We start from the raw sequence: 25,551 nt of genomic DNA on the forward strand, positions 1-25,551 counted from the left end.
CCCGGGGACGCCTGGGGCGGTAGGCACGCCGTGGCAAGAAGCAGGATGCCGAGCGACGGAGCAAAGCGGATAATCCGGCGGGCGGGTGTGATCATCGGGTTTCCTTCCCCCAAAGTGGTTCCGGCCCGAGCCCCCCCCAGTTGCCCGTCAAGTAGGCCCACGCTAGTCAAGGCGCCACCCGATCACAAGCACCTCAGCTACCTAACCTGTCCCACAGCTACCCCCTGTCACACACGTAGTCCCCGAATAGAGCAACAGTGAGCGTGTCGTGGGACCTGCCTGGGACGGCAGGCTGCAGCCGGAGTCATGGCAAACAGAAGCAGCGCGCCCGGTAGTAGCCGGACGCGCTGCTTCGCCTCTTCCGTTGGGATCAGCCCTGCGGGCCGCCGCCGGGGCCGCCGGTTTCCGTGGAGGTCACGGTGAAGGAAGCGTCCAAATAGACGGTGGCGCGCGTTCCGTCCGACTTGATGATGTGGGCCTCGTAGGTGGCGCCTTCGGCGTCGTTCTCCACACGCTGGATGGTTGCACCGGGGTTCGCCGCCAGGGCTGCGTCCGTCACTTTGGTTGCAGTGTCGCCAGTCAGGAGCGTCTCCGTGATGCCGTTGGCCTGGTGGCCACCCTTGGATTCGTCCCGCGGCGCCTGGGTCGTGGACGTGCTGGAGCTGGACTGGCTGGTGCTCGAGTCCGTGGTGGCGGCATTGGCCGGCAACGCCGCACTGGCCAAGGCACCGCCGCCGATTGCTGCTGCGAGGGCAAGACTGGCGATCGCTGACTTCATGGTGGTCTTCATGTGGGGCTCCTTCTGGGTTGGCCCTCCGCTGGAGGGGGATGACTCAAGCATCCGGGCCCCGGCTGTTCCCGATGTAGGGCTCCGCTGTGCAGCCGCTGTGCAATTTTCTTTGCCCGGACGGAGAAGCGTCGATGTCGAAGACGTGCAACGGCTCCCCGGCGACGAATCGACGGGGAGCCGTTGCGCTGATGAATTTAGAAACGAGATGTTGCCGTGAGTAGGAATGAACCGAGCGGGTTGCCCGCGGGATCAGCAAAGCCGGTCCCGGGGGTGTAGGTGGGAGCATCCGGAGCGGTGGTGGTCCCGGAGCTTCCGCTGATTTTTCCAAGTCTGATGGTCAGTGTGGTGGAACCGTCCCAGGTGACAGTGCTCCAGTTGCTTGAATTTCCGTTGCCACCGAAGCTTAGTGCGCCGGCCGACGTGTACATGGCGTTGGAGCCCAGATAAACGGAGCCCAGGTTCAACCCGGGACAGGTGCTGCTCGTCACCGTCAACTGATTAGTGACACTGATTTTCACCATGACATTGTTGTTGCCGCTCAAAGTCTGAACGCCGCTGTTGGTCCAGCTAGAGCAGATCTTGGTCGCATCTATCTGTTCCGAGAATTGGATCGTCAGCGAGTCTCCCTCTTCGGCTTTCCCCAGGCCTTGCGAACCGCCGCCGTTGACCAGCGTGACCGCGGTAACCGTCGGAGGCGCGGTGTCCTTGATGACCTTGGTCGTGACCGTAGTTGTGTTGCCTGCCGCGTCAGCGGTGGTGACCACGATTGTGATGCTCGGGACGTTCAAAGGGCTGCTGTCTTGGAGAGTTGACAGGTTTAGGCTGCCCGTATTCCAGCTGGATCCGGACGTCGTTGCAGGGATGCTCGTGGAGGCGTCGCTGACAGTGAGATTTACAGGTTGACCGGAATCGTTGGTCCCGCTGACCGAGTAACTGGTGACATTTCCCTTGAGGACGTTGGGCAGCGTGTCGAGCTTGAGGACGGGTGCCACGGTGTCCTTCGTGTCGGTCGTGGTGGCAGGGGCGCTGGTGTTGCCGGCGGGGTCTGTCACGGTGACCGTGTACGTCACCGTTCCGTCTCGCAGGGACGTGAGGTTAAGACTCACGGCCCAGCCTGAAGCGGTGGCAGTCGCCCTGGCGGTAACCGCCGCGGCTGAACCCGGGCTCATCGCCGAAACCGTCACCCCGGCACCGGTTTCAGCGGTGCCGGAAACGGGAACCGAACCGACCCCGGCACTGTTCACGTACTGCGGCACGCTTGAGAACTGCGCTGCGGCTGGAGCCACCGTGTCCTTCGTGGCCGTAGCCGTCCTGGCAGGGCCGGTGTTGCCCGCGGCGTCCGTGGCCGTGGCCGAGTAGGTGACGTTGCCTTGGTTCAGGCTGGTCAAGTCCAAGGATGCAGACCACGTACCCGTCCCCGATGCCGTCACCGTGGCCGGAACAGAATGCACGGAGCCCGCGTCGCTGGCAACAAGCGTCACCCTGGACCCAGCCTCAGCGGTGCCTGTCAACGGCACCGCTCCAACGTTGCCCGAATAGACGGATCCGGGGGTGGGCGTGAACACCGGCGCGGCCGGTGCCTGGGTGTCGATCCGCACCGTCTGGCTCTTCGCGGACCCGGCGTTGCCCACCTTGTCCGTGGCGAAGTACGTGAGCGTGTGGGTCCCGTCGCCGCTGACGGGGACAACGGCCACAGCGCCGCTGACTGTCTGCTGCGCGCCGCCGTCGAGCGCGTAGGAAATGGAGGCGACGCCGGACCCGGCCGGACCGTCATCCGCAGTGACCGTCACGCTGACGGGGCTTGTGTTGTTCCACCCGGCCGCGTTGGGCGTGGGGGAGATCCCGGAAACGGTGGCCACCGGTGCGGTGGAGTCACTGCTGGTGCCGTTACTTCGCGGGCTCTCGGCGCCGGTCCACAGGGCGATCGCAGGCGTCACCGTGTAGTACCAGATGCCGCCGGGCACAGACTGTTCCGTGCAGGTAAGCGTGGTGACGGTCCCGGCGCAGCCGCCCGTGGCCGGAGTAGCCGTGCCGCCGGTGGCCGCCGAATAGCGTGCCACGGTATAGCCGGTGGCGGCCCGCCCCTTCACAGTGGTGCCGCCGGCCCAGGTGACGGTCAACGCGGAGCCGGCGGCGGTGACCGCGGGCTTCGACCCGGGTGAGAGCATGTCTGCCGTGGCGGCCGCGTTGCTGCTGCTGGTGCTGGAGGCCCAAAACGCGTAGGCGGCGGTGCCCGTTCCCAGCAGGAGCAGCAGGGCGGTTACGATCCAGGGCAGCCGCCGGGACGGGCGGCTGAGCAGGAGGAAGCTCATTTCCGCACCTCCGCCGTCACGGGGACGTTGAAGGTTGCGCCCTGGCAGGCGGCGAGGGAAGTGGTGTCCATGGTGGCCGCTCCGGGGAGGGTGATGAGTGCTGACGAGTTCGCGGCAACGTACGTTGCGGGAGTGAGCGGCGCGGCACCGGCGAAGCGGACACCGGTGGTGGTGCAGCCCGGATGCGCGGCATCAGCGGCGGCGGGGCCGTTCGCAGTGACGCCGTAAACCTGCACCGAATAGGGGTTGGGATTGGTCAGGCGGAGCACGACGTCGGCGCTGCCGCCCGGGATGAGGGCCGTCTTGGGGTTATCGCCGGCTACCAGGGCGTCGACGGTGACTGCCTGCATTGTGCCGGCCGCGGCGGATCCTGATCCTCCGCCTGCCGCGGACCAGTAGGCGTAGGCGGTACCGGCGCCGGCAGTGGCCAGGAGCCCGGCGAGGGCCGCGGCCTTGATGCCGCGATGCCTGTGGATGCTGGTCATCTCAGTTCCCCTGTCCTGATCCCGAGTACGTGAGCTGGAGGGTTGCGCCTTTGCAACCGTCCTGGTTCCTGGAACTGTCCAGCATCCCCACCCGCGGCCACGCAGACTGTGCCAGGCGGAGACCGGACAGCGAACTGCTGCCAGTTGGCGCCACCAGGGGGTATGGCCCGCTGTACTGGGTGAGGGCGAAATCGGCCGCCGTGCACGCCAGGTTCTTCGCGGTGGCATCCGCGCTCCTGGTAACCCCCGCGATAGCTACGGACAGGTTGCTCAGGGAAACAGATTTGTTGTTCGGGTTGTTGATCTGCAGGTCCAGTGCGGCCGAGGTACCGGGCGACAGAGTCCCGGGCACGTTCCCGGAAAGGGTGAACTGCTTGACGGTTGAATCCAGGACCAGCTGGACGTTCGCATAGGCGTACTGCGACTTCCCGGCAGAGTCTTTTCCGGTCCCCACCAGGTACAGGTTGTAGCTGCCGGTTGGTGAGGCGGCCGTGGTTGCCACCTGGAGCGTGCTCGAGTTGCCGGTTGTCGGTGTGGGAGAGAACGTTGCCGTGGCGCCGGCGGGCAGTCCGCCCTGGACGCTGAAGGATACCGCGGCGGGAAAATTGTTGCGGGCCAACTGCAGCGTGTAGACGGCGGTTGCCCCGGGCGGGACGGTGACGGAATCCGGTGTGGCGGCCACCGAGAACGCGGAGGACATCTTGTAGTTGACGGTGAGGCTGGCGTCCACGCTGCCGGACACCTTGCCGCTGGTCCCGGTAATGGTCAGGGCATTGGTCCCGGCCGGAGTGGTGGCGCTGCTGGTGGCGTTGAACGTTGCGGTCGCGGCGCTGCCGGAGTTTAGGGTGACGGACGACGGCGTGAAGGCGCCTGCCGCGCCGGCCGGCAGTCCCGCGGTGGCCAGGTTGACCGCTCCGCTGAACCCTCCGGTGGACGTCACTGTCACCGTGTAGGTTGCCGACTGGCCCTGCTGGACGGACTGGCTGGCAGGGGAGACCTGCACAGTGATGCCCGGCTTTGGATTGTTCGATGCCGCGATCAGCGCCCCCGCACTGCCCAGCAGCAACAGCAGCGCTATCAGCGCTGCCTTGATGCCGTTCCGTGTGCCGTGCCGCGATGGCCCGTCCTGCTTGTGCACCCTGTGCCCCCTTGTTTCTTGGTGCAGACGACGGCGAGCCGGGGGCGGATTGCGCCGCCCCCGGCCGTCCGGCGGTTAGTTGGTCGTGGCAGTTACGGTGATGGTTGCGCCCTTGCAGGCGTCCTGGTTGGCCGTGCTGTCACTGAAGGTGAGGACGCCAGTGCCCATATCAACGCTGGTCGCATTGCCGGCCAGAGTCTTGGTTCCAGCCGGAACGGTGGCCGAGAACCAGCTCGCGTCACAGGTGCCGCTGGCGGTGACCACAGCACCGGTGAAAGTAACCGGAGTACTGGCGGTGTTGGGGTTGTCTGCGGTGTAGCTAATCGTCTTCGTCGAGCCGGGGGTGATGTCCTTGTCGAAGGCAACATGGACCACGACGGCATTCGTGCTCTGCGCTGCCGCCGCGGAGCCGTTGCCGCCGCCCGTGGTGCTCCAGTAGGCGTACGCGGCACCGCCACCAACAGCCACCAGGGCTGCGGACATGGCGACGGCGGCGATCTTGTTCTTCTTGGTCATTGGGCGCATGGAAAGACTCCTTGTGTGTGTGATTGAGAACCCGTTCCCCCATAGGTGGCTCCATCGAGGTGCCTTCCGGTGGATCGATGACCCAATATTTGCGAACGCAAAAGGGCGCAACAACACGTAGTGGTACCCGAATTTCCAGCGACTGGAGATTCCCGCTACTTGGATCGGCGGGTGAGTACTCGCACGGGTGGGCAGCGCTCTGACCTGCGCGTCGCCATCACATGCCGGCGTCGGCGGCAAGGGTGGGCGGCGAATTAGCCCGTCCCTACCGCGTATCCACGTCCTCGAACACCAGGAAGGTCTGCGTATCCAGGACGCCCGGCATGGTCTGCAGCTGGTCGAAAATGACCCGCCGCAGGTCGATGTTGTCCACGGCCCGGACCAGGAGGATCACGTCGAAATCACCGCCAACCAGGGCAATGTGGTGCACCTCCGGGATGGCGCCCAGCTGGTCCCGAAGTTCACGCCAGGCATCCTGCCGAAGCTTCAGCGTGACATAGGCCGAGGACTTCAGTCCCGCCTTGATGGGGTCTACCAGCGCCGTGAACCGGGTCAGCACCCCGTCGCCGGTCAGCCTGGCGATCCGCGAGTAGGCATGTGCCCGGGAGATGTGCACGTTTTCCGCCACCTGGGTCACCGACATGCGTCCATCCCGGGTGAGCTCACTGATGATGCGCCGGTCGATGTCGTCCAGTGGGACCTCGGCGGCTGCGTCCTTGCCCGGCATTTTGTCCACGGCTCCCGTCGGTAATCCACGTCACAGTTACAAATCGTCTCCCATAATAGGCACTTCGGAGCAGCTTCTCCACGATTTGCCCACCCGGTAGATACGAAACCTGCTGCAGGACCATACTGGGAGCGAATAGTGGCAATCGAAGGACGGACCAATGACGATCTCCGCAGACCACACCGCGCCGGACACCACCAGCACCGAGCCAGCAGGAAACGCGCTGACCGACGCTGTGAAGAAGTTCGGCATCACGGTGGAGGACTACATGCTCCCCGCCCGGCACCAGATCCAGATGGTGGACCCGGACGGCCGGCTCATCCCCGAAGGTGAGCAGGGCACCCAGCCCGGCCACGAATACCCCGTGCCCGGCGACAAGGAACTGCTGGCCGCCTACGAGCAACTCGTCGTCGGCCGCCGCGTCAACGACCAGAACTCCGCCTTGGTCCGGCAGGGCCGCATGGCCGTCTACCCCTCCAGCCACGGGCAGGAAGCCTGCCAGGTTGCCGCTGCCCTGTGCCTCTCAGACGCCGACTGGATGTTCCCCACCTACCGTGATGCCGTGGCCGTCATGACCCGCGGCGTGGACCCGGTGCAGGTGATGACCATCTTCCGCGGCGACTGGCACGGCGGTTACGACCCCCTCGAAAACAAGGTGGGCATCCAGTGCACCCCGCTGACCACCCAGCTGCTGCACGCCGTGGGGGTGGCCCACGCCGCCAAGCTCCGCGGGGAGGACACCGTGGTCCTGGCCATGTGCGGCGACGGCGCCACCAGCGAAGGCGACTTCCACGAAGCCCTCAATTTCGCCGCCGTCTTCCACCTGCCGGTGATCTTCTTCGTCCAAAACAACAAATACGCCATCTCGGTGCCGCTGGCACACCAGTCCGTGGCGCCATCGCTCGCGCATAAGGCCGTGGGCTACGGAATGGCCGGCGAACGCGTGGACGGAAACGACGTCGTGGCGCTGCTCGCCGTCCTGGACCGCGCCGTCAAGCTCGCCCGCGAAGGCTCCGGCCCGCTGCTGGTCGAGGCGAACACGTACCGGATGCAAGCCCACACGAACGCCGACGACGACACCCGCTACCGCGAAAACAGCGAGGTTGCAGAGTGGCGGGCCAAGGACCCGGTCAACAGGATGCGCACGTACCTCACGGACCGCGGGTTGTTGGATGACGACGGCGAGGCCCGCATCCGTGAACACGCTGAGGCCGTTGCCGCTCAGCTCCGCGACGGCCTCAGCGAGGATGTTCCCGTCGACCCGCAGGAGCTGTTCCGCCACGTTTTCGACCGGCAGACGCCGCAGCTGACGGAAGAATCCGCCCTGCTCGCCGACGAACTCGCCCGCGACGCAGCAGCTACTGATTCAGAGGAGGCCGGCAAGTGAGCCCCACCATCACCACCTCGTCCGAGGCCAACGGCAACGTTTCCGCCGCCACCGCCCGGGCCGCAGCGTCCGCCGCCGCGTCCGCCGAAGCCGCCGGGCCGCAGCCGCTCACCATGGCCAAGGCCCTGAACACCGCGCTCGCCGACGCCATGCACGCCGACTCCTCCGTCCTGGTCTTCGGTGAGGACGTGGGCATGCTGGGTGGTGTCTTCCGCATCACCGACGGCCTCACCGCCACGTTCGGCGAACAGCGCTGCTTCGATACCCCGCTGGCCGAATCCGGCATCGTGGGCATGGCCGTCGGCATGGCGATCAACGGGATGCGCCCCGTGATCGAGATGCAGTTCGACGCGTTCGCCTACCCGGCGTTCGAGCAGATCGTCAGCCACGTGGCCAAGATGCACAACCGCACCAAGGGGGCCGTGAAGCTGCCCATGGTCATCCGCATCCCGTACGGCGGAGGCATCGGCGGAGTGGAACACCACTGCGATTCCTCCGAGTCCTACTACGCCCACACGGCAGGCCTGAAGGTCTACACGCCCGCCACCGTGGCGGACGGATACCGGATGCTCCGCGAAGCGATCGACTCCGAGGACCCCGTTATCTTCATGGAGCCCAAGAAGATGTACTGGACCAAGGACCAGGTGGACTTGGGTGAGCTGCGCCGCGAACACGCGGAAAGCACGACGACGGGACGCACCTCCGAAGGCCGGGCCGCCGTCGCCCGTCCCGGCACGGAGGCCACGCTGATTGCCTACGGTCCGTCCGTCCCCACCGCGCTCGCCGCCGCCGAGGCCGCCGCCCTGGAAGGGCGCTCGCTGGAAGTGATCGATGTGCGGACGATCGTGCCGTTCGATGATGAGACCGTATGTGAGTCCGTCCGCAAGACCGGCCGGGCCGTGGTGATCGCCGAGGCACACGGCTTCGCGTCCGTCTCTTCCGAGATCGTGGCCCGGGTCCAGGAACGCTGCTTCCACTACTTGGCCGCGCCCATCCGCCGGGTCACCGGGTTCGACGTCCCGTACCCGGCGCCCAAACTCGAGAAGTACTACCTGCCCGGCGTGGACCGCATCCTCGACGCCGTCGACGACCTTCAGTGGGAGAACTGACCATGAGCCAAGCACGTGTGTTTTTGTTGCCGGACCTGGGCGAGGGCCTGACCGAAGCCGAACTCGTTGCCTGGCACGTTTCGGTGGGGGACACGATTGTTGTTGACCAGCCGATCGCCGAGGTGGAAACCGCCAAGTCCGCCGTCGAGGTTCCGTCCCCGTACGCGGGGATCGTCACCGAGCTGCACGGGAAGCCGGGGGAGACCCTGGACGTGGGGAAGCCGCTGATCTCGGTGACGCCGGTCGATTCCGGAGTCGCCGCGGATGATGCCGCCCCCGCCCCTTCGCCGGACCAGCCGGTAGTTCAGCCCACCGAGACCGAGCTTGCCGAGCCGAAACCGGCCAGCGCGGCGGCCGAGGCCTATCGTGAAGAGGAGAAGGCCGGCTCAGGGAATGTCCTGATTGGTTACGGCACTCCCGGCGGTCACGGCGTTGCCCGGCGCACCCGTGCGCCCAAAGCCGCGCTCTCGGTGGTTGAGCCTGTCGAAACCAAGCCTGTCAACACCACCGAGGACGACCTCAGCCTCCTGCGCACCCGCGTCCCCGGCAAGCTCGGCGCGGTGATTTCACCGCTGGTCCGGCGCATGGCCCGGGAGCACGGGGTCGATCTCGGCGGCCTCCAAGGCTCCGGCGACAGTGGCCTCATCATGCGCCGCGACGTGGAAGCGGCCATCTCCACCCCGGCGGTCGAGCCGGCGGAAATCAGGCGCACCCCGGTGGTTGAGCCTGTCGAAACCAAAACCGCAGATCCCCGTACGGGTCTCGCCGTCTCCGCCCGCACTCCTGTCCGCGGTGTAAGGAAGGCAGTGGCCGCGAACATGGCGCGCAGCCGCTCGGAAATCCCGGAAGCGACCGTGTGGGTGGATGTGGATGCCACGGCGTTGATGGAGCTGCGGGAAGGACTCAAAGCCAAAGGTGGGGAAGCTCCGGGCCTGCTCGCCTTCATCGCCCGGTTCGTCACCGCCGGGCTGAAGAAGTACCCGGAACTGAACACGCGGATCGAAACGGCGGAGGACGGCTCGCAGGAGATCGTCTCGTTCGACGGGATCAACCTCGGCTTCGCGGCCCAGACCGAGCGTGGCCTGGTGGTGCCTTCCGTCCGCGGCGCCGAGAAACTCAGCGCCCGGGAACTGGACGCGGAAATCCGCCGCCTCACGCAGGTGGCCCGGGACGGCAAGGCGACACCCGCCGAACTCGGCAGCGGCACCTTCACCCTGAACAACTACGGCGTATTCGGCGTGGACGGATCCGCTGCGATCATCAACCACCCGGAGGTGGGAATCCTCGGGGTGGGCCGCATCATCGACAAGCCCTGGGTGGTCAATGGCGAGCTCGCTGTCCGCAAGGTTACCGAGCTCACCCTCACCTTCGACCACCGGGTGTGCGACGGCGGCACCGCCGGCGGCTTCCTCCGCTTCGTGGCGGACGCCATCGAAAACCCCACGTCCTTGCTGGCGGACATCTGAGCTCCTCCACGTTCGACGAGCGCCGCCGGTAGGTTGGCCCTTAGCCGGCCAGCCCTCGGCGGATGTTCCTTATGTGGAGGTAGGCCATCAGCACCAGCAGGGGAGTGTGGATGGCCGGAAGGTTGTGGGCGAACCATTTTGGCAGGTAGATGTCCGTGACCGAGCCGGTTTCGGCGCCGTAGCGTTTCGCGAGGCCGGTGAGGGGGCAATGGAAACCGTTGGCGGCAAATACCAGGGTTTCGGCGGTGACCACTGCCGCCGCCATGCCGACGCGCTTGTCGGTCCGCCCGGCCAAGCCGGTGACGAGCACGTAGACGACGCACAGTTCAATCGACAGCCACGCGAGAGTGTGGACTGCCTTGATTGCTGCCACGGCGGACGGATTGTGTTTCGTGGCTGTCACGTTGCCACGGCTTCCCATCGTGACCCCGGGGCTGCTTCGGGAGTCCCCTCGGCGGTCAGCGCGGTGTCCTTGGCCATTCTGCGTTTCCTTTCGGGCGGGATGCACTGGCACCTGCTGGTACCAGTGCATCTCCGCGGATGGTCCCGGACCAGAGGAATAGGTCCCGCCGCAAGGACACCTAGGGCGTGGGGCCGGGAACGTCCTGGCCGTTGGCGTCGCCGGGCTGGTGGGCGCGGTACACGAAGTGCTCCACCCGCCGGTCGGGGACCAGCCAGATTAGGGCCACCACCGTGTAGACGGCGATACCCAGGAGCGGCTGGGCGAGCGCCAGTGCTATGCCCACGAGGTAGATCAGAGGCGATGCCTTGCCTTTCCAGTCCCGCCCCAGGGCCTGGGCGACGGCCCCGGTTTTGCCCTGTTCGCGGATGAGCGCCTGCTCCAGGATGTAGAAAGCAATGGCTGCGCAGAGAAGGTTGATGCCGTAGACCAGCACCGGTACCTCCACGAATCCTGACTCATCCATCCACCGGGTGGTGAACGGGAAAAGGGAAAGCCAGAACAGCAGGTGCAGGTTGGCCCACAGGATGGCGCCGTTGACCCGGTCCGCAATCTGGATCAGGTGGTGGTGGTTGTTCCAGTAAATGCCCACGTAGACGAAGCTGAGCAGGTAGCTGAGCAAGGTGGGCAGCACCCCGGCGACGCCATGCCAGGTGGGCTCCTCCGGTACGCGCAGTTCCAGCACCATGATGGTGATGATGATTGCCAGCACGCCATCGCTGAACGCCTCAAGCCGGTTTTTGTTCACAGTTCTGCCCTCCGTCAGAAGCATAATGCCCGGTCCCCGTCGCCCGGCACCGGCGCCCGGCACCGGGCATCGGGGCTCGACGCCGGCCGCGCCCCGCCGTCGAACGCCGTGCCTTTTTTTGAATAGGGTCTTTACGCCCTAGCCGGAGGTCACTAAAGTGATTTAGGTCATAGTCCGGATGGGCGCCCGGGGGCGTCCGGGAAGGGGGAGTGCATCAACACCGACCACTATCGGAAGCCAAATGACAACCACTACGTTGAAAGCCCCTCCTAGGAGGGGCTTTCCCTTTGCTGCGGGCCAAGGCCGAGGCCAACGCCAAGGCGAACCGGCAAGCCGCGGCGTCAGCCGGCCAGGCCGGACAGGCGGCCCCGGAGGAAACGCTGCTCGGCTTCGTTGTCCGTCAGGATCAGTGCCTCTTCGAACGCCACCCGCGCCTCATCCGGCCGGCCCAGCCGGAGCAGGAAGTCACCGCGCGCCGCAGCCAGGTACGGGTACCTGGCAAGCTGCGGCTCGGCACCAAGCGCATCGAGTTCGGCCAGCCCCTCGGACGGCCCCACAGCGAAGCCCAGGGCGATGGCCCGGTTGAGCCGGACCACGGGGGAGGGCCACCGCTCCATCAGCAGGTCGTAAAGGCCAAGGATCTCCTGCCAGTCGGTGCCGGACCAGGACTCGCTCTCGTCGTGGACGGCGGCGATCGCCGCCATGAGGGCAAAGCGGCCCGGTGGCCGGGACACCAGGGCCTCGCGCAGGAGCGCCACTCCTTCCGTGACGGCGTGCCGGTCCCATTTGGACCGGTCCTGGTCGTCCAACAGGACAAGGTCCCGGTTCCCGTCCACCCGGGCATCCCGGCGCGCTTCGGTCAGCAGGACCAGGGCCAGGAGCCCGGCCACATCGGGATCGGAAGGAAGCAGTTCACGCAGCAGCCGGGCAAGCTCCACACCGCGCTCGGCAAGATCCCGGCGCATCAGGTCAGCTCCTGACGGCGCCGTGTGCCCGGTGGTGTACACGAGATACACCACCGACAGCACCCCGTCCACGCGCTCGTGCAGCTCGTCCGCCGACGGTACCCGGTAAGGGATGTTCGCGGCCGTGATCTTCTTCTTCGCCCTGGTGATCCGTGCCGCCATGGTGGCCTCCGGGACCAGGAACGCCCGCGCCACCTCTGCAGTGGACAGTCCGCAGAGCAGCCGCAGCGTCAGGGCCACCCGTGCCTCAAAGGGCAGGGCCGGGTGGCAACAGGTAAAGATCAACCTCAGCCGGTCATCCGGAATATCGTCCCCCTCCGGGAACCCGCCGTCGTCGTCCTCACGGCCAAGGAGCTTCGGCAAAGCCCGTTGCGCGGTTGCCGCACGGCGCCGCATATCCAGGGCCCGTCGTCGTGCCGTCACCGTCAGCCAAGCCCCGGGATTGCTCGGGATACCGGTCCCGCCCCAGGTGGACAAGGCGCTGGCGTAGGCGTCCTGGACGGCTTCCTCGGCGGCGTCGATGCCCCCGGCAACCCGCACCGTGGCCGCCAGCACGAACGCCCACTCCCGGCGGTGCGCATCGGCAACCGCGGCAGCAACCTCCGAGCCAGCGGCCCGCGCCATCAGCTGACCACCCGGACCGGCCACACCTCAACCCCGACGCCGGCGGGAACCTCCTTGCCGATCTGCAGCGCCTCGTCGAGGTCGGCCGCCTCCACCAGGTAGTAACCGCCCAGGGTCTCCTTCGACTCGGCGAAGGGGCCGTCCGTCACCGCGAACCCGCCCGCCCCGTCGCGCCGGATGGACGTCGCCGTCGAGGACGGATGGAGGGCGGCGCCGCTGATCAGCGAAGCCCCGCGGCGTTCCATGAACTCCTGGTAGTTGGCGCTGATCGACTCACCCTCGGCCTGCCTGGTCACCGCTTCGTCCTGGTAGATCAGGATCAGATACTTGGACATTTTGAACTCCCTTCGCTTGTCAATAAGAGCCCACTGTTGGAGCTCCTACCCATACGACGCGCAGGGGAAGCCCGGATCGACAACGCTGTTTAAATAGTTCGCCCGGCGTAAAGGAATCGTTAAAATTTCGGCCGAAAAAGCGGCTGCCGGGCTGTTCCACAGCGGCCGGCCAGTACTTTGGATGCAGTGCCGCCTTCTCAGGGACCCCCAACCTGGAGAAGGCGGCACGCCTGCTTAAAGGCTGCAGTCTTCCCCGTATTTCCAAGGTACCGCGCTCCGGGGGGCTTGCCGCAAGGCCCCCGGGCTGGCGCATACTGGGTGCCGCATCCCGGCTGGCGGGTGCGGGCACAGGGCGGGGACAGCATGCATGATGTAGTGATTGTGGGGAGCGGGCCCACAGGGTTGATGCTCGCGGCGGAATTGCGCCTGGCTGGGGTGGAGGCCCTGGTGCTGGAGCGGCGGCCGTCCCAGGAACTGGCTGGCTCCCGCGGCGGTGGAATCCACGCCCGAACCATTGAACTGCTGGACCAGCGCGGCATCGCGGAGCGGTTCCTCGCCGAGGGCAAGACCGTGCAGGCGGCAACGTTTGGCGCCACCCAGCTGGACCTGGCCGGCCTGCCCACGCGCCACCCGTACACACTGGCCCTGTTCCAGAACCACATCGAGCGGCTGCTGCTGGGCTGGGCAGAGGAGTTGGGCGTGCACGTCCGGCGGGGCGTGGAGGTCACCGGCGTCGCAGCGGACGACGACGGCGCCGACGTCAAGCTCGCCGGCGGCGGACCCGTGCGGGCCAGGTTTGTGGTGGGCACCGACGGCGGACGCAGCGTGGTGCGGCGCTCGGCAGGGATCAACTTCCCGGGCCCGGACGCCACCCGCAGCAGCCTGATCGCGGAGGTGAAGGTGGCCGGCGAACCCGTGCAGCAGGGCAAAGTGGATGCCCGCGGCATCCATGGGCTGCACCCGATGGGGGAAGGCATGGTCCGGGTGGTGGTGACCGAAGCGGAACTTGGCCCTGCCACCGAGCCCACGCTGGAGGACCTGCGCCGCGCCTTAACTGATGTGTTCGGCACGGACTTCGGCGTCCACAGCCCTGCTTGGCTCTCGCGTTTCACGGACGCCACCCGGCAGGCGGAGTCCTATCGGAAGGGCCGCATCCTGTTGGCCGGCGACGCCGCCCACGTCCATTCCCCGACCGGCGGGCAGGGCATCGGCCTGGGCCTCCAGGACGCCGTGAACCTTGGATGGAAGCTGGCGCAGGTGGTCCGCGGAATATCGGGGGACCACCTGCTGGAAACCTACCATGCCGAGCGCCACCCGGCAGGCGCCCGGGCGCTCAAATACACCATGGCGCAGTCCCTGTTCCAGAAGGCCGATCCCCGGCAGGAGGCGCTGCGGGACCTGCTGGACGAGGTCCTCCGCCGCGAGGGCGCCGGGGCCCCGATGGCCGGATTGGTCACCGGCCTCGACGTCGCCTACGGTCCTGGGGCGGGCCACCCCCTGGTGGGACGCCGGATGCCCGACCTGGATATCGCCACCGTTGAGGGATCCGTGCGGGTATATGGGCTGTTGCGCCAGGCACGGCCCGTGCTGCTGGACCTCGGCGGTCCCGGCCTGGACGCGGGTGCGTGGGCTGGACGGGTGCGGCACGTTTCCGGGACGTACGACGGCGCGTGGGAGCTTCCGGTGCTGGGCGTGGTGCCTGCACCCATGGCAGTGCTGGTGCGTCCGGACGGCTACGTGGCCTGGGCCGGTGAGCACTCGGCGTCGGGCCTGCCGGAAGCGATGGCGGAATGGTTTGGTGCTGCGCACTGAAATCCGCCCTGAATCCTTGCATGATCTTGACCGAAAATTGTGCGCGTGCACGCTGTCGCCGGGAGGCAGGTGCTTGTAGGCTGGCCCAAGGTCAGGCAGACGGCCGGCAATGCACCGTCTGAGGATATCCGTGACCGCACTCCCCACAACACCCGAGCCGCTTCCGGGCGTGCATCCGCCTCCCCCCTAGCTGGCGCGGATGTGGCCCAAGGGAAATCCATGATTCGGGGGTGGGCCACATCCACGCCGTACACTCCGGGAGTCAGCAGCGTGGCTGGCTCCCGGGCCGGCGGCGAACGCCGCCGGTGTGCAAACCTCAATCCTCGAAGTAGGCGGCAGTGGGCTGTGGGCCCGTGAAGCGGTCCACCAGCGATTGGGCAAGATCGTTGAGCTTTTGGTTCCGCGTATTGGAGGCCCGGCGGAGCACTTCAAACGCCTGGTCCTTGCTGCACTGGTTTTGCGCCATGATGATCCCGCAGGCCACGTCAATCGCTGTCCTTGTGTCCATCGCGGCCTTCAGGTGCTCGGCACGCTGGTCCGCGGACGCTATCCGGATGGCCAGGCGCAGGGCCATGCCCGCCATGTCCGCAAACCGTACCGCCTCGGATACCGCCCGCTCACTGAAGAGCCCGCTGGCGGGAGCGAAAAAATCCAGGACGGCCCCGGCGTCGTCCTGCAGTTTCATGGGCACCCCCAGCGCACTGGCGATGCCCGCCGCCGCGAGGGCTTTGCGGTACTCCGGCCACCGGGGGTCGGAATCCACGTCACCAAGCAGGACGGGGACTCCGGTCTCCAGCGCATCGACGCACGGCCCGTCTCCCAGTGTCTGCTCGATCCTGTCCAGCACCACCGCAGTATCGCTGCTGCCGCCAATAGTGGCCGTGTGCTTGCGCCGGCGCAGGGTCACGGCGCATTCAATCGACGTGCCGGTGGTGTCCGTCATGGTGGCCGCCGCAAACGTGGTGATGGCGTTCAAGACGGATTTGATATCTTCCGTGCCGCCGATCAATTCGACGAGCCGCTCGAAATCCTCTGCCATGTCCTGGTCCACCATGTGTTCAATGTAGAAGGCGAGCCCTCCGGCCACAAGCCATGATCCTGGGCGCCGCTTTCAGGGTCCGCCCAGCTTCCACACAGGGCAGTTATGGAAACGTTATATATGCTTGCTTAGTGGTTTTTAGGTCAAGCAGTGGAATTTTGTCAGCCGCGGAGCGCCCGGCCGTGCCCGGAACGGGGCTCATCGCCGGGCGCAAGCACGCCCTGGACGGGCTCCGCACCATCGCCGTGGCGGGAGTGTTCTTCTTTCACACCGCCACCGATCTGGTCCCCGGGGGATCCATCGGTGTCGACGTCTTCTTCACGCTCAGCGGCTTCGTGATCACGCTGCTGATCATGAAGGAGTGGAGCACCACCGGCCGCCTCCACCTGGGCATCTTCTACGCCAAGCGACTAGCCCGGCTCTGGCCGGCGTTGCTGGCGCTCTGCGCGGTGATCCTCGTAACAGGCTTCCTGTTCCCCGCCTCCGGCTGGGGCGGCCAGGCGGGGTTCGTCCTGCCGGCCGCAGCCTACGTAATGAACCTGGCGCACTTTGGCCTGTTCGGCAACTCCATCGCCGGGGAAACGCTGGGCCCCACCTGGACCCTGGCCGTCGAGGAGCAGTTCTACCTGGTATGGCCGCTCCTGCTGCTGGTAATGCTCCGGTTCTGGAAGGTCCGCACCGTCGCCTTCGCCACGCTGGCACTGGCCGGCGCGTTCCTGCTGAACCGGTTCCTGCTGGTCACGGCGGGCCAGCCGCTGGCCCGGATCTACAACGGCCCGGATACCCGTGCGGACGAGCTGCTGATTGGCTGCGCCCTTGCCCTGCTGTTCACCTCCGTGCGGACCGGCTCCCGGCTGCACGGCGGGTTGGTGTCCGCGGCCCGCTGGGGAGCCCCGCTGGCCGCCATCTCACTGGCTGCCGCCCTGTTCCTGTTCAAGGAACCTGACACACCCGGCTTGTGGTTCACTGCTTTCTGGGCTGCCGGTCCCGCGGTGCTCGCCCTGCTGTCAGCGGTGCTGATCGGGGCCTTGGTGCTCCAGCCGGCAGGCTTCCTGGCACGGATCCTGAGCCACCCGTGGCTCGCCAAGCCCGGCCGCGACCTGTCGTATGCCATGTACCTCTGGCACCTGCCGGTCTACCTGTTGCTGATGCGGCTGATCCCGGCGTTGCCCCTCCGGATCGCGCTGACCGCGGTCCTCACCGTGCTGGTGGCTTACGTGTCGTTCCGCTTCGTGGAGCGGCCGCTCCGGCAGTGGGCCAACGCAAAGCTGGAACCCGCCGCCGAGCCAGCACCCCGGGAACGCGCCAAGGAGCCGGTGGCCGCCTGATCCGGACACCCCGGGCGGGCGGCCCGTGCCGTCAGTGCTGGATGCTTTCCTGGTCGCGGTGTGCAGCGGGTTCGATCTGGAAGGTGGAGTGTTCGATGCTGACGTCGAAGTCCTTGGCCACGCAGCGCTGCAGGTCGGCCAGGATGCTCGCCGAGTGCCCGTCGCGCATGCACTGATCCTGCACGGTGACATGGGCGGACAACACCGGAACGCCTGAAGCCACCAGGGAAGCGTGCAGGTCGTGGACGTCGATGACGTGCGGCAGGGCCAGGATGTGTTCCCGCACTTTGGCCAGGTCCAGGCCCGGGGGAGTGCTTTCCATCAGGACGTTCACGGTGTCCCGGAGCAGGCTGAGGGTGCGGGGGATGATCAGCGCGCCGATCAGCAGTGACACGACGGCGTCCGCCCGGGTCCAGCCGGTCAGGGCAATGACCAGCGCCGCCACGATCACCGCGACCGAACCCAGGGCGTCGTTAAGCACCTCGAGGAACGCGGCCTTCATGTTGAAGTTGTGGTGCCGCCCCGAGGCGAGCACCAGCAGCCCCACCGCGTTGCCGGCCAGGCCGATGACGCCGAACCACAGCATGAGGGAGCCGCCCACCTCGGGAGGGGCAAACAGCCGGCGGATGCCCTCCACAATGACGAATCCGCCCACGCCCAGCAGCAGTGCGGCCTGCCCTGCCGCGGCGATGATTTCGGCGCGCTTGTAACCCCAGGTGCGGGTGTGGGTGGCAGGCTTCAGGGCGAGGGACGCCGCAATCACGGCAATGAGGAGTCCGGCCGAATCGGTGAACATGTGCCCGGCGTCCGCCAGCAGGGCCAGGCTTCCGGTCAGGACCGTTCCGAGGATCTCGGCCAGCATCACGGTAAACGTGATGCCGAAAACCAACAGCAGCTTTCCGCGCTGGCCGTGGTGGTCAGCTCCGCCGTGGGAGTGGCTGTGTCCGCTGCCCACTGGTCAGCCCTTCCTTATGGTGGGCATGCCCAAGGATTGCGGAGCCGGCCCGCAGCAGTCGTCGCCTGTCTGGTGCTGTTCGTGCGGAACCGCGCAGCAGGCGTCCCCGCGCCACGCGTTGATGCCTTCGCGGACGGCGATTGCCGCAATGACCAGGGCGGCCCCGGCATCCGCCCACCACCAGCCCAAGGTGCTGTTCAGGACCAGGCCAACCAGCAAGACTGCGGAGAGGTAGGTGCACAGCAGGGTCTGCTTCGAATCGGCCACCGCCGTCCGGGAACCGAGTTCGCGGCCGGCACGGCGCTGGGCCCAGGACAGGACGGGCATGATGGCCAAACTCAGGGCCGCGATGACGATGCCGGGAACCGAGTGCTGCGCTTCTCCCGCGCCTGCCAGTGAGCGGACGGCGTCCACGGCCACGAACGCGGCAAGGGCAAAGAAGGAAACGGCGATGATCCGCAGCGTCAGGTGCTCGCGCCGCTCCGGGTCCTTGGCGGAGAACTGCCAGGACAACGCCAGTGCGGACGCCACCTCGATCACCGAGTCCAGCCCGAAGCCGATCAGGGCCGAGGAGTCGGCCACCCCGCCCGCCCACAACGCCACGGCGGCCTCGATCACGTTGTAGGTGATGGTTGCGGCCGCAAAGAGCCTGATCCGGCGGCTGAGGACCCGCCGGCGATCTGTGCCGGGCGTGGGGAGTGCCGTCATCACGCCACGTCCCCGTCGGGGCCGCAACAGGCGGGGTCCACGGCCAGTACAACGTTGATCAGGTCCGTGATGGCGTGGCCGATCCGGGCATCCGCGAGCTCGTAGCGCGTGCGCCGGCCGTCCGGAACGGCAACCACCAGGCCGCAGCCGCGCAGGCACGCCAGATGGTTGGACATGCTCTGCCGTGACACGCCCAGGCTGTCCGCCAGGTCCGAGGGGTACGACGCCGCCTCGGAAAGCGCCAGGAGGACACGGGCACGGGTGGGGTCTGACACCGCGTAGCCGAACCGGGCCAGCACGGGAGCCTGCGTGAGCGTTTGCATGATCCCAAAGTACATAGCTGGCTGTATTCAGGCAACTATGTACTTTGGGACTGCGGCAGCCCCCGGTGCTAGTAGCCGGAGGTGTTGGTGGCCTGGCAGGTCTGGTCGCTTCCGGTCTGCGCCACCACGCTGCCGGAATCAGCTGACGACGGCGGCGCGGCGGGTTTGGTGCCCGTCACGAAGTCGGTGCCGGCAGAGAGCTGCACGCCCTGGATGTTGGCCACCTGCTGGACGCTGCCGGCCGGCAGGCCGAACAGGGCGGCGACGTCCGCTGCCACATCCTCATACCCGGCGCTGTAGTAGACCATGGTCTGGGTGCGGACGGTGGCCTGGAGCTTGGTCACCTTGGTGAAGCCGGCGTCGGACAACAGACCGGCGATGGCGTTACTGCGGCCCGCTACGCCTGTTCCGTTGGCAATGGATACCGGCTGCAGCGCCTTGTCATAGGCCGGCGCCGCGGGTGTCGCCGGTGCCTGGGTGGGGGCGGCGGTGGCCGGCTGGCTCAGGTCCGGGTTGCTGCGCAGTGCGGCGAAGAAGTTGGACGCCGCAGGCTCGTCCAGGACCAGCCTGTTGGGGTCCTGCGGTGCCGGGACGGTGGGAGTGGTGATGAAGTTGACGCTCGCCGGATCGATGTTCTTCAGCCGGTTGGCGATGGTCAGCAGCGACGGCACGGAGGACAGCCCCGAATCCACGGTCAGGTTCTTGGTGACTGTGTCGGCGATGGTCAGTACCTTCTGCGGGTTGCTGAGTGTTCCCTCCGACTTGAGTTTGCGGGTCAGCGAGGCCAGGAAACCCTGCTGGGCCTTGATCCGGCCCAGGTCCCCGCCGTTGGCGAAACCATGCCGGGTGCGCAGGAACGCCAGCGCCTGTTCGCCCTGCACCTGGGAGGTGCCGGCGGGCAGGTGCAGTCCGGAGTCGGGATCGTCCACGGCGTCGCTGACGCACACGTCCACGCCGCCTACCGCGTTGGACAGTTCCTTGACGGCGTTGAAATCGGCCATCATGAAGTGGTCGATCTCCAAACCGGTGAGCTTGTTCACGGTGTCCACGGCGCAGCCGATTCCAGCCTGCTTCATGGCGCTGTTGATCATGGCGCCCTGCTGCGCGGGATACTTCTGGCCGGTCTTCGCGTCCGTGCAGGCCGGAATGTTCACCAGGAGGTCGCGGGGAAAGCTCACCACGTTGACGTGCTTGTTGTCCGCCGAGATATCCAGCAGCATCATGACGTCCGACTGGCCGTAGCCGGAGGAATCATCCGCGCTGCCGTACTCGCTGTTGTTCCCGCTCCTGGTGTCCGAGCCCAGCACCAGGATCTGCATCCGGTCCGTACTGTCATTGACCGCACCTTCGGTGCGTTCGCCACCGGCGGTCAGCGCCGCGGTGCTGATGTTGGACTGCAGGCGCCACGCCCAGTAGCCGCCGAACGCCAGGACGCCGAGGAGGAGCACAGAGACGACGGCGACCACAGCCTTGACCCAGCGCGGGGCACGGCGGCGCGGCCTGCTGTGGCGGGAGCTGGCGGCGTAAAGCTCGCCTTGGCCCGGGTAGGCTGCCGGAGTGGAGCCTTCCTGTTCCGGGCCGGGGGATTTTCTGGAACCGAACACGACGAAATGACCTTCGGGAGGGGACAGGTTTCCGCTACCCTACAGGGCCAAGCTGGCAATTCGCCCAGAATCCCGGTTTCCCGGCCGCGCCGGTGCGGTCCCCGGGCGGCGGGGGCGTACTCTTTTTTCTCGGCGGTACCCGCCCCGGAGATGGGCCCGGCCGTCGAGGAAGCCCGGGCTGCAGGCTGAGGAACGGACAGATGGACACAGGTCATAAACAACGCGGCGCGGCCCGCCCTGGCCGGCGCGGATGGGGACGATTTACTCTCTGGCTGGAGGATGACTCGCCGGGCCGCCTCCGGCCGCTGATCCTGGCCGTGGTCCTCACGCTCTCGGCGATCGGGCTCGTGGAAGTGGCATCGGCGTCGTCCGTGGAATCCGTGGCGGCAGGAAACAATCCGTACGATCTTCCCCTCAAGCAGGCCATGTGGACCGTTGCGGGCGTGGTGATCATGCTGCTGCTGGCCCGGATGCCGGTCCGGCGGATCCGGCGCCTGGGCTGGCCCATGCTGATCGGGTCACTGGTGGCCCTGGTCCTGGTGTTCACGCCGCTGGGCATGTCCGTGAACGGCAACCGGAACTGGCTGAGTGTAGGCGGATTCACCGCCCAGCCCTCCGAGTTCGCCAAGCTGGCGCTGATTGTCTGGGCCGCGGCCATCCTGGACCGGAAACAGGCCCTGCTGGCGAACTGGAAACATGCGGTGGTCCCGCTGGGCCCCGCTGGCGGGCTGATCATGATCATCGTGGCGTTGGGGCACGACCTCGGCACCACCATGATCATCATGTTGATCCTCGCCGCCACCATGTTCTACGGCGGGGTACGGATGAAGGTGTTCTCCGTGGCCGGCCTTATCTGCGTTGTGGCCGCCCTGGTCCTCGCGGCAACCAGCGGCAACAGGATGGGCCGGATCTCGTCCTGGCTGGGCATGGGTTCTGACGAGGACGCCCAGGGCATGGGCTACCAGGCGCAGCACGGCGCGTACGCGCTTGCCTCCGGCGGCTGGTTCGGCGTGGGCCTGGGGCAGAGCCGGCAGAAATGGAACTGGATCCCGGAAGCCCACAACGACTTCATCTTCTCCATCCTGGGCGAAGAACTCGGGTTGGCCGGCACCCTCCTGGTCCTCGGACTGTTCGCGATCCTTGCCATCACCGTCTTCAAGACGATTGCCCGCACCACGGACACTTTCTCGCGGATCGTTGCCTGCAGCGTGATTACCTGGATCCTGGGGCAGGCGGTGATCAACATCGCCATGGTGAGCGGGCTGCTGCCGGTCATCGGTGTCCCACTGCCGTTCATCTCCTACGGAGGCTCGGCCATGGTCTCCTCCCTGGCCGGCATCGGGGTGATCCTGGCCGTGACCCGGCCGGAAAATCCGGGCACCAAGTCCGCGGCCAAGGCTGCCGCGCCGGTGAAGCGGGTGAGGGAACACGAGTACCAGCGGTAGGGCCGGGAGGGCTGTTCCGGGAACGCCCATGACGGCAGTCCGCTTCATTGTGGCCTTCGGGATCGTCAGTGCCCTGATGGACATGGTCTACGAGGGCGCGCGGAGCGTCACCGGGCCCTACCTGGGCGCCCTGGGTGCCTCGGCCCTCCTGGTCAGCGTGGTCACGGGGGCGGGTGAAGCCGTTGCCCTGGTCCTCCGCCTGCTGTTCGGGCGCCTCGCGGACCGGCCGGCACTGCGTTGGTCCCTCGCTATCTCCGGCTACGCCCTCACGGCGTTGTCCGTTCCGCTCCTGGGCATCAGCAATGCCTTGTGGATCGCCTGCCTCCTGATCCTGGCCGAACGGCTGGGCAAGGCCGTGCGCAGCCCTGCCAAGGACACCATGCTGGCTGAGGCCGGTTCCGCCCTGGGCCAGGGCAAGGCCTTTGCGCTGCACGAGGCGCTGGACCAGGTGGGAGCACTGCTGGGGCCGCTTCTGGTGGGCGCGGCGCTCGCCCTGACCGGAAGCTACGGGCCTGGATTCCTGCTGCTGGCCATCCCCGGGCTGGCGGCCATGCTGCTGCTGTTCTGGCTGAAGAACAAGGTGCCCGACCCGGCCGCCTACGAGACCGTCCCTGCCGGGCTGTCCGCGGAGCCCGCCACCCCGCAGGCCGGTACCGCTCCTGAAAATGATGTGGCACCGTCCGGCAGGGCTGCCCCGTTGCCCCGGCAGTACTGGCTCTATGCCGCGTTCAGCAGCCTCACCATGTTTGGCTATGCCACGTTCGGGCTGCTCTCATTCCATCTGGTGGAGGCCGGACTGCTGCCGCCCGCCCTGGTCCCGGTCCTGTATGCAGTGGCCATGGGCGTTGACGCTGTGGCGGCCCTGGCCTCCGGGTGGCTCTATGACCGGGTGGGCCTGAAAGTCCTCGTGGTCCTGCCGGTGCTTGCCGCAGCGGTCCCGTGGCTGGGCTTCAGCAACAACACAGTGCTCGCGGTGGCGGGGGTGCTGGTGTGGGGAGCGGCCATGGGGATCCAGGAAAGCACCATGCGGGCCGGCGTCGCCGGGCTGGCACCGGCAGCCCGGCGGGGGAGCGCGTACGGGATGTTCACTGCCTGCTACGGCCTTGCCTGGCTGGCGGGGAGCTTCCTCATCGGCCTGCTCTACGAACAATCAATTCCGGCGTTGGCGGTGACCATCACGGTGGTGCAGGCAGCGGCCCTGGTGATCTTCGTCGTCGTCCGTCCGCACGCCGTTAGGCCTTAGGTCCGGCCGGAAGAGGCGCGGAAGGGACTCAGGCGACGGCACTCTCGATCTCGGGGCACTCACTGCAACGGACCTCCGCAACCAGCGAGCCGGCGTCGTCCTTGCGGAAATGCGTGACGTGCTTAGTGGCCCTGCCGCAGGTGGGGCAGTAGCTCTGGCTTTGTTTTGTCCACATGCATGAATAATACGGAACGCCCCGCGAAAGGGAAGATCGGGGAGCCGAACTATGTGGATGCCCGCAGCTGATTTTCATCAGATCTTGACCAAACCTGCTGGCGATCCTTCGGTAAACGCTGAGATTCGGCGCGTAGCTTGGGCTCATCCGGCAGTTTCAGTGGCACGAACGGAGCGCAGGGCAATGACCATTACCGATTACTTCGTGGCTCTCGGCGGCATGTTGGCCTCGCTCGGAGCTGCAGGACTTGTCGCGGCCGGACTCATCCGGGCGCGGGCACGCCACTAAAATCCCTCCGGGCAGGGGAGTGCCGCTATACCTCCGCGTAGTCCTCAGGCAAACGCCGGGGGGTCAAACCGGGTACCGGCGGCGCCGCTGGGCATGGTGCTGAGGATGCTGTCCGCAACGCTGCGGACCTTGAGGTTGCGGTGCCGCGACGCCCCGGCGAGCTTGCTGAAGGCCTCGGGGTAGGAACAGCGGTTTTGTGCCATCAGCACGCCGCAGGCCACGTCAATGGAGGTCCGGCTCTCCAGCACCTGCTTCAGGTTGTCCCCGGAGCGGATGACGCCGTGGACGTCCAGGGCAAGCTTCAGGCTCTGTGAGGCCACTCCGGCAAACCAGGCGGCCTCGTTGGTGATCCGGGTGATGAAGGCGTAATTGCCGTGGGCCAGGAACACCAGGGCTCCCGAGGAACCGGGCCGCAGTTCGAGGGGGAGGGCCAGCGCCGCCCCGTATCCGCCATCCAGCAACCGGTGACGGTACGCCTGCCAGCGCGCGGGGGAGCCCGTGGGGTTGACCACCACGGGTGCTGACAACGCCACGCCCAGGGCTGTGGGCCCGTCTGCGTGTTCCTCCTCAGCTGCCGCGAAGCGGGCTGCGCCCGGCGTGCTTCCGGCACCGGCGGCATAGGTTCGCTGCCTGTGCAGCACGGCGCCGCACTCGATCGTTGAGCCCGCCGTCGTACTGAGCCACCTGGCCCCTGCGTCGGCGAGTGTCTGCAGGGAGCCGGCGTCGTCCTCGGTACCTGTTATCAGGTCCAGCAGGAACCCTTGCCGTTCGGGTCCCCTGTTATGCGCCGGGCCAACCGCCACCCCGCACCCCCATTCAAGTCGTACCCCGTGGCATCGGCCGCCGCAGGTTTCCTTGCAATTTATTGGGCGGTCAGGGCGTGTGCACGAGTAGCCGGTACTCTACTTTCTCCGGCGGCCGGCGCAGGTACTTGCCCGGGCTCTTCGGGGGCCGGATCGGCGGATGGGCTACGATAGATTCGTTAGACAGCCAAGCAAGTAGGATATCGAAGGAATTCGCATGAACCCGCATGGTGCAAGCGAAGGCTACTCGTACCCCACCCTGGAAGACACAGAGCCCAGGGCCGTTGATGTGATCAACGCCCTCCGGGAGTTCCGCACCTCCGAAACCGCCATGCGCCGGCGCACCCGCTCGTCGCCCGCCATGGGGGAAACCGATCTCCTGGCACTGCGGTACCTCATTGACGCAGAAGCCGCCGGCGTGGGAGTGCGCCCCACGGAACTGGCGGGCAGGCTGGGTATCACCTCCGCCTCCATGACCACGCTCGTGGACCGGCTGGTTGCCAGCGGCCACGTAACACGTGAACGCCATCCGTCGGACCGCCGGGCCATCATCCTCCGGCCCGCACCCGGCGCCGACGAGGAAGTCAGGCATAACCTCAACCAGATGCATAAGCGGATGCTAGAGGCTGCTGAGTCCCTGTCGCCCGATGAAATCAAAGCGGTGATGCACTTCCTGATGCGCATGCGCGAGGCGGTGGACGCCGTCAATATGGCGCCGCACGTTGGATCCCGGTAGACAACGAACTAATCCTAGTTA

25 protein-coding genes are annotated in these 25,551 nt (G+C 66.9%); 8 read left to right on the forward strand and 17 right to left on the reverse strand.

Annotation, left to right across the window (positions count from 1 at the left end):
- Positions 1 to 370: 370 nt before the first annotated feature.
- The 6 genes from QRM95_RS15775 to QRM95_RS15800 all read right to left on the reverse strand — a co-directional run bounded on the left by QRM95_RS15775 (position 371) and on the right by QRM95_RS15800 (position 5,977).
- On the reverse strand, positions 371 to 790 hold the full coding sequence (locus QRM95_RS15775; protein WP_285248482.1) for a hypothetical protein: 420 nt from the start codon (positions 788 to 790) through the stop codon (positions 371 to 373).
- 194 nt (positions 791 to 984) lie between these two features.
- Positions 985 to 3,102 (reverse strand): OmpL47-type beta-barrel domain-containing protein, encoded by a 2,118-nt coding sequence (locus QRM95_RS15780; RefSeq protein WP_285248483.1) that lies wholly within the window; start codon positions 3,100 to 3,102, stop codon positions 985 to 987.
- On the reverse strand, positions 3,099 to 3,587 hold the full coding sequence (locus QRM95_RS15785; protein WP_285248484.1) for a hypothetical protein: 489 nt from the start codon (positions 3,585 to 3,587) through the stop codon (positions 3,099 to 3,101). The genes QRM95_RS15780 and QRM95_RS15785 overlap by 4 nt, the downstream gene beginning before the upstream one ends.
- A gap of 1 nt (position 3,588) precedes the next feature.
- Entirely contained in the window at positions 3,589 to 4,725 is a 1,137-nt protein-coding gene (locus QRM95_RS15790; RefSeq protein ID WP_285248485.1) for a COG1470 family protein, read from the reverse strand.
- 75 nt (positions 4,726 to 4,800) lie between these two features.
- Positions 4,801 to 5,250: a hypothetical protein gene (locus QRM95_RS15795; protein WP_285248486.1), complete on the reverse strand. Its 450-nt coding sequence runs from the start codon at positions 5,248 to 5,250 to the stop codon at positions 4,801 to 4,803.
- A gap of 265 nt (positions 5,251 to 5,515) precedes the next feature.
- Complete coding sequence (locus QRM95_RS15800; RefSeq protein WP_285248866.1) at positions 5,516 to 5,977, reverse strand: Lrp/AsnC family transcriptional regulator; 462 nt, start codon at positions 5,975 to 5,977, stop codon at positions 5,516 to 5,518.
- Between the two features lie 160 nt (positions 5,978 to 6,137).
- Between QRM95_RS15800 and QRM95_RS15805 the strand changes: the two genes are divergently transcribed.
- From QRM95_RS15805 to QRM95_RS15815, 3 genes are read left to right on the forward strand one after another with little or no spacing between them, the layout of a single operon-like run.
- Positions 6,138 to 7,364, forward strand: a complete 1,227-nt coding sequence (locus QRM95_RS15805; protein WP_285248487.1) for a thiamine pyrophosphate-dependent dehydrogenase E1 component subunit alpha — start codon at positions 6,138 to 6,140, stop codon at positions 7,362 to 7,364.
- On the forward strand, positions 7,361 to 8,473 hold the full coding sequence (locus tag QRM95_RS15810) for an alpha-ketoacid dehydrogenase subunit beta (RefSeq protein WP_285248488.1): 1,113 nt from the start codon (positions 7,361 to 7,363) through the stop codon (positions 8,471 to 8,473). Before QRM95_RS15805 ends, QRM95_RS15810 begins: the two co-directional genes overlap by 4 nt.
- 2 nt (positions 8,474 to 8,475) lie before the next feature.
- Complete coding sequence (locus tag QRM95_RS15815) at positions 8,476 to 9,939, forward strand: dihydrolipoamide acetyltransferase family protein (protein ID WP_285248489.1); 1,464 nt, start codon at positions 8,476 to 8,478, stop codon at positions 9,937 to 9,939.
- 40 nt (positions 9,940 to 9,979) lie between these two features.
- Here the strand turns inward: QRM95_RS15815 and QRM95_RS15820 are convergent, their stop codons facing one another.
- The 4 genes from QRM95_RS15820 to QRM95_RS15835 form a co-directional block, all read right to left on the reverse strand.
- The gene (locus QRM95_RS15820) at positions 9,980 to 10,342 is read right to left on the reverse strand and encodes a hypothetical protein (protein WP_285248490.1); all 363 of its coding nucleotides are present in this window, start codon (positions 10,340 to 10,342) and stop codon (positions 9,980 to 9,982) included.
- A gap of 178 nt (positions 10,343 to 10,520) precedes the next feature.
- Positions 10,521 to 11,147, reverse strand: coding sequence for a TMEM175 family protein (locus QRM95_RS15825; protein WP_285248491.1), 627 nt, complete (start codon positions 11,145 to 11,147; stop codon positions 10,521 to 10,523).
- Between the two features lie 341 nt (positions 11,148 to 11,488).
- The gene (locus QRM95_RS15830; RefSeq protein ID WP_285248492.1) at positions 11,489 to 12,736 is read right to left on the reverse strand and encodes an RNA polymerase sigma factor; all 1,248 of its coding nucleotides are present in this window, start codon (positions 12,734 to 12,736) and stop codon (positions 11,489 to 11,491) included.
- Positions 12,736 to 13,071, reverse strand: coding sequence for a YciI family protein (locus QRM95_RS15835; protein WP_285248493.1), 336 nt, complete (start codon positions 13,069 to 13,071; stop codon positions 12,736 to 12,738). Before QRM95_RS15835 ends, QRM95_RS15830 begins: the two co-directional genes overlap by 1 nt.
- A gap of 363 nt (positions 13,072 to 13,434) precedes the next feature.
- Here QRM95_RS15835 and QRM95_RS15840 point away from each other — a divergent pair, with 363 nt between their 5' ends.
- Positions 13,435 to 14,883, forward strand: coding sequence for an FAD-dependent monooxygenase (locus QRM95_RS15840; RefSeq protein WP_285248494.1), 1,449 nt, complete (start codon positions 13,435 to 13,437; stop codon positions 14,881 to 14,883).
- 316 nt (positions 14,884 to 15,199) lie between these two features.
- On the opposite strand, the gene QRM95_RS15845 is transcribed toward QRM95_RS15840, so the two are convergent.
- Positions 15,200 to 15,937: a GAF and ANTAR domain-containing protein gene (locus QRM95_RS15845; RefSeq protein WP_285248495.1), complete on the reverse strand. Its 738-nt coding sequence runs from the start codon at positions 15,935 to 15,937 to the stop codon at positions 15,200 to 15,202.
- A gap of 143 nt (positions 15,938 to 16,080) precedes the next feature.
- On the opposite strand from QRM95_RS15845, the gene QRM95_RS15850 reads away from it, so the two are divergent.
- A complete protein-coding gene (locus tag QRM95_RS15850; RefSeq protein ID WP_285248496.1) occupies positions 16,081 to 17,250 on the forward strand; it encodes an acyltransferase family protein in 1,170 nt (389 codons plus the stop codon).
- Between the two features lie 31 nt (positions 17,251 to 17,281).
- Here the strand turns inward: QRM95_RS15850 and QRM95_RS15855 are convergent, their stop codons facing one another.
- From QRM95_RS15855 to QRM95_RS15870, 4 genes are all read right to left on the reverse strand, one after another.
- Positions 17,282 to 18,205, reverse strand: a complete 924-nt coding sequence (locus QRM95_RS15855) for a cation diffusion facilitator family transporter (RefSeq protein WP_285248497.1) — start codon at positions 18,203 to 18,205, stop codon at positions 17,282 to 17,284.
- A 3-nt stretch (positions 18,206 to 18,208) separates the two neighbouring features.
- Positions 18,209 to 18,913, reverse strand: coding sequence for a cation efflux transmembrane domain-containing protein (locus tag QRM95_RS15860; RefSeq protein ID WP_285248498.1), 705 nt, complete (start codon positions 18,911 to 18,913; stop codon positions 18,209 to 18,211).
- Positions 18,913 to 19,236: an ArsR/SmtB family transcription factor gene (locus QRM95_RS15865; RefSeq protein ID WP_285248499.1), complete on the reverse strand. Its 324-nt coding sequence runs from the start codon at positions 19,234 to 19,236 to the stop codon at positions 18,913 to 18,915. The genes QRM95_RS15860 and QRM95_RS15865 overlap by 1 nt, the downstream gene beginning before the upstream one ends.
- Positions 19,237 to 19,304: 68 nt before the next feature.
- Positions 19,305 to 20,840, reverse strand: coding sequence for an LCP family protein (locus QRM95_RS15870; RefSeq protein WP_285248500.1), 1,536 nt, complete (start codon positions 20,838 to 20,840; stop codon positions 19,305 to 19,307).
- 200 nt (positions 20,841 to 21,040) lie between these two features.
- Here QRM95_RS15870 and ftsW point away from each other — a divergent pair, with 200 nt between their 5' ends.
- Together ftsW and QRM95_RS15880 are read left to right on the forward strand one after the other, a co-directional pair.
- Positions 21,041 to 22,285, forward strand: coding sequence for a putative lipid II flippase FtsW (ftsW, locus tag QRM95_RS15875; protein WP_285248501.1), 1,245 nt, complete (start codon positions 21,041 to 21,043; stop codon positions 22,283 to 22,285).
- A 28-nt stretch (positions 22,286 to 22,313) separates the two neighbouring features.
- Positions 22,314 to 23,528 carry an MFS transporter gene (locus QRM95_RS15880; protein WP_285248502.1) on the forward strand — a complete coding sequence of 405 codons (1,215 nt, stop codon included), beginning with the start codon at positions 22,314 to 22,316 and terminating at the stop codon, positions 23,526 to 23,528.
- A gap of 28 nt (positions 23,529 to 23,556) precedes the next feature.
- Here the strand turns inward: QRM95_RS15880 and QRM95_RS15885 are convergent, their stop codons facing one another.
- Positions 23,557 to 23,703, reverse strand: coding sequence for a hypothetical protein (locus QRM95_RS15885; RefSeq protein ID WP_165837969.1), 147 nt, complete (start codon positions 23,701 to 23,703; stop codon positions 23,557 to 23,559).
- Between the two features lie 332 nt (positions 23,704 to 24,035).
- Entirely contained in the window at positions 24,036 to 24,794 is a 759-nt protein-coding gene (locus QRM95_RS15890; protein WP_285248503.1) for an ANTAR domain-containing protein, read from the reverse strand.
- Positions 24,795 to 25,011: 217 nt separating this feature from the next.
- On the opposite strand from QRM95_RS15890, the gene QRM95_RS15895 reads away from it, so the two are divergent.
- Entirely contained in the window at positions 25,012 to 25,530 is a 519-nt protein-coding gene (locus QRM95_RS15895; protein WP_285248504.1) for a MarR family winged helix-turn-helix transcriptional regulator, read from the forward strand.
- Positions 25,531 to 25,551 lie beyond the last annotated feature (21 nt).

The organism is Pseudarthrobacter sp. efr-133-R2A-89, assembly GCF_030209315.1.
GTDB lineage: Bacteria > Actinomycetota > Actinomycetes > Actinomycetales > Micrococcaceae > Arthrobacter.